Origin of the sequence: Mesorhizobium sp. M1A.F.Ca.IN.020.06.1.1 (assembly GCF_004023265.1) — a bacterium.
Taxonomy (GTDB): Bacteria; Pseudomonadota; Alphaproteobacteria; order Rhizobiales; family Rhizobiaceae; genus Mesorhizobium.
Map to the genome: position 1 here is coordinate 1 of NZ_RZSR01000646.1, position 3,520 is coordinate 3,520.

The following is a 3,520-nucleotide window of genomic DNA, read 5'->3' on the forward strand; positions in this document are numbered from 1 at the left end:
CCCTAGAACCCCGGAGCTACTGGCCAGTGCCACATTGGCATAGATCTGAAACGCGATCGTGCAGATCGCAGCTGCCGAGATTGGCACGCCGAAAGGCACGACGCCTTTGCGATCCAGGTGCTGCACATAATGGCGGAACATCCCGGCCGGCAAAAGAAAAGGATTCTTTACCAGGACCGCTGTAGCGACTGCGAAACCCAGCAGAAACACCGAAAAGACGACGAGACCGCTTCCTCCAATCAGAAACGGTGTGACCGCCATCAGCTTCACATCGCCGGCACCGACCTTGCGCAGAACCCAGAACGGAAAGAGCGCGATGAACAGGACCAAGCCGGCAATGGCGCTCAAGCCCATGTCCCACCATGACCCCGCCTGAACCGACAAAAGTTGGAGCGAACCGAGGCCCAGGCAAAGCAACAGTAGAACGTCGCGGTTGGAGATCTTCTGGGTCGAGAAATCGACCCAGGCGACCCTAGCAAGCAGTGGAATGGCTAAAGCCTTGAGCAGCAGCGACGCGGCAAGCAAAAGGCTCATGACCGCTCGATGTTCCGCACGCTGGACGACAGAAGCTTCAGATTGTTGGCCACGGTTGGATCGTTGGGGGCGAGTTCATAGGCCTTGAGGAAATTCGCCCGCGCGTCCTGCAGCTTGCCGCGCAGGAGATAGGAATAGCCGACGTTGTTGTAGTATTCAGGGGTCGCACCGAGCAGCTTGTAGGCCCGCCTATAAGCCATGTCGGAAAGATCGAAACGACGAATGCGGTCGCAGGAAGCGGCGAGGCCCAACCAGGCGACGCCATCGTTGGGCGCCAGCCGCGTCGCCTTGTAGAACAAGGCGCCGGCATTGCCGTAGTTCTCGGAGCGAAACTGGGTCTTGGCCTCGGTGACCGCCTGGTCCGAGGCATAGTAGTCGACATCGCTGACCGTCTTCAGCCCATCAAAGGCGTCGCCGAAGGCGGTGTAATCGCCTTTCGCGGGTTCGTTGGTGCGCACGACACCGTCGCTGGGATCGGTCTGGCAACCGGCCAGCAACATAGTCAACACACCAGCAGCGGCCGCGAGGCGTATTTTCCCTGTCATTCTGTCCCCCAGGGGTCCCCCGACTCAGTTCAGAACCTAAGCATACGACGGCTTAGAAGAAAATGCCCTTCATTCGAATGATGATCGGCAACAGGACAATCATCAAAACCACAGGAAACACGCAGACGCCGAGCGGTATCATCATCTTCACCGGCAACGCGTTGCCCCGCTCTTCGGCGCGCAGAATTCTCTTGCTGCGCATCTCGTCGCTGTAGACGCGTAGAGCTTCCGTGAGGCTCGTGCCCAGTTCTTCCGACTGCCGGAACAGCACGGCCAGAGCGCGCGCCTCCTCAAGCCCCAGTCGATCGGCGAGGTCGCGTAGGGCCTCCCGAAGAGGCTTGCCGGCTCGCAGTTGCAGGTTCATGATCGACAACTGGATGCCAAGCCATCTATGCGTGCCGGCCAACTCAGTTGTCACACGCTCGACAGCCGCCTCCAAGCTCATGCCGGCATCGGCGCAGGTGATCATCATGTCCATAAAATCGGGAAACCCACGACGATAAGTTTCCTTCTGTCCATTTTCGAAACGATCGAGCGCGATGCTGGGAATGACTAAGCAGGCAAGACCAAACAGAGCTGCCACTGCGAATACAAAAATTCCTGGAATTTGCGGTGGGACGACAGCTGACAATCCAGCGTAACAACCAAGAAAGCCAATGCCCACGGCCGCGATGCGCGACAGCGTATAAACAGCCGGTGCGCTAGACTGATAGAATCCTGCGCGAAAGAGCTTTGCCTCCAGGGCATTCGGTTCACCACGCTCCTTCTCGACCGAACGGAAATATGCATCGACTGGACGCTGAGCTGCAATCTTGGCGAGTTGGTCCTGCCCGGCAAGCGATCGGCGGCTGGCGATCCCTTCTGACAGTAAGCTCTGCGAGACCAGCTTCCGGGTTTGAAGTGCAGGGAGGAAGATCAGCGCGACGAACAGGAAAAGGGCCGCCGCTGCCAGGAACACTGCGATGGATATCAGGAAGCCTAGATTCTGGATACTCGAAAACAGGTTTATGCTCCCGTCAAAAATCGAAGTTGACCATGCGGTACATAATGAAGTCACCCAGCAGGGCCCAGACCCCAAAGATCACGAAAGCAGGCATTAGGAGAGGATTGTTCCAAATGTCACCGTAGTAGCTGGGAGCGATAATCATGAGGAGGCCGAACATCACTAGTGGAAACAAGGAAATGATCCAGGCCGAGACCCGGCCTTCAGCAGACAATGCCCTGATCTTCAAGCGTAGCTTCTGGCGCTCCCGCAACACGGTTGAGAGATTTGCGAGGATTTCGGTAAGATTGCCGCCAGTCTTGGCCTGAATCGATAAGGACACCGACAGCAGGTGCAGGCCCTCAAAACCGACGCGTTGCGACAGTTTTCGAACCGCATTTTCAAGACTAAGCCCAAATGTGATCTCGTCCGAAACGATACCGAATTCGGTGCCGAGCGGGTCCGGCATTTCGCGAGCGACAAGCCCCATGGCTACAGTTGTGGGATGCCCGGCTCGCAGCGAACGCACGATCATGTCGAGTGCGTCGGGAAGCTGTGCAGCAAATTTCTGGATGCGCTTGTTGCGCGCGCGCCGTAGCACCAGCAACGGAAGCGCGATCCCCACAATCAAAAAGACCAACAGCCCAGCCACCGACGAAAACCCGAACATCATTGGCAACATCAGTGCCAACGCCAGTCCTGCCAATAGAAACAGCGAAGCGAATACTAAGGGATTTCCAGTGACACCCGACTGCGTATACAATCGGTTCAAGGCGATCATGCCGAAAATGTAGTCACCGGACGCCGTCAATCCGCGCTCTCGCAGCAAGCCCTGCAGCGCTTGTTCCGCTGGGGCTTCCTCAGTGAGCCGCGCGAGACGTCGATTAATCGTACCGGCTCGGACACGGCGCGCAGCGTAGGACAAATAAAACGACTCGGCCGCGAGGATAACTGACGCAGCAGCCAAAACGTAGACGAAGTAAAGTAGAGTCTGACCCGTCGGCATCAAAGCGGAACCTGCGGATTGAAAGCGTCTTTTGCGAAATGGTGTCCTAGCGTTATCGCCTCCTGAGCGAATCGTGGGCGAACACCGGTTGCGCGGAACTCGCCAACAATGGTGCCGTCCGGGGCTACATCCCGACGGACGAACTGATAGATCTCCTGGAGCTGGACGACATTGCCTTCCATCCCGGTAATCTCTGAGATGGAAACGACGCGCCGGCCACCATCGGAAAGGCGCTGCGTCTGCACGATGATATTGATGGCGGAGGCGATCTGAGCGCGGATGGATTCATGCGTCATCGGCATACCGGCCATGCCGACCATCTGCTCCAGGCGCGATATGGCATCGCGCGGCGTGTTGGCGTGGATTGTCGTCATCGAGCCTTCATGGCCGGTGTTCATGGCCTGCAGCATGTCGAAGGCCTCCTCGCCGCGCACCTCGCCGACGATGATGCGA

The 3,520-nt window shown here is 57.7% G+C and carries 5 protein-coding genes; all 5 read right to left on the minus strand.

All coding sequences use genetic code 11. The features are described from left to right. Positions 1 to 534: prepilin peptidase (locus EOA60_RS24165; RefSeq protein ID WP_128312006.1), on the minus strand; the 534-nt coding region annotated here is incomplete at its 3' end. Continuing rightward, positions 531 to 1,079, minus strand: a complete 549-nt coding sequence (locus tag EOA60_RS24170; RefSeq protein ID WP_095814209.1) for a tetratricopeptide repeat protein — start codon at positions 1,077 to 1,079, stop codon at positions 531 to 533. The genes EOA60_RS24170 and EOA60_RS24165, both read right to left, overlap by 4 nt. Before the next feature lie 52 nt (positions 1,080 to 1,131). After that, a complete protein-coding gene (locus EOA60_RS24175; RefSeq protein ID WP_095826454.1) occupies positions 1,132 to 2,082 on the minus strand; it encodes a type II secretion system F family protein in 951 nt (316 codons plus the stop codon). Between the two features lie 13 nt (positions 2,083 to 2,095). Further along, positions 2,096 to 3,067, minus strand: coding sequence for a type II secretion system F family protein (locus tag EOA60_RS24180; protein WP_095826437.1), 972 nt, complete (start codon positions 3,065 to 3,067; stop codon positions 2,096 to 2,098). Beyond that, on the minus strand, positions 3,067 to 3,520 hold a 454-nt coding region (locus EOA60_RS24185), incomplete at its 5' end, for an ATPase, T2SS/T4P/T4SS family (RefSeq protein ID WP_164899497.1). The genes EOA60_RS24185 and EOA60_RS24180, both read right to left, overlap by 1 nt.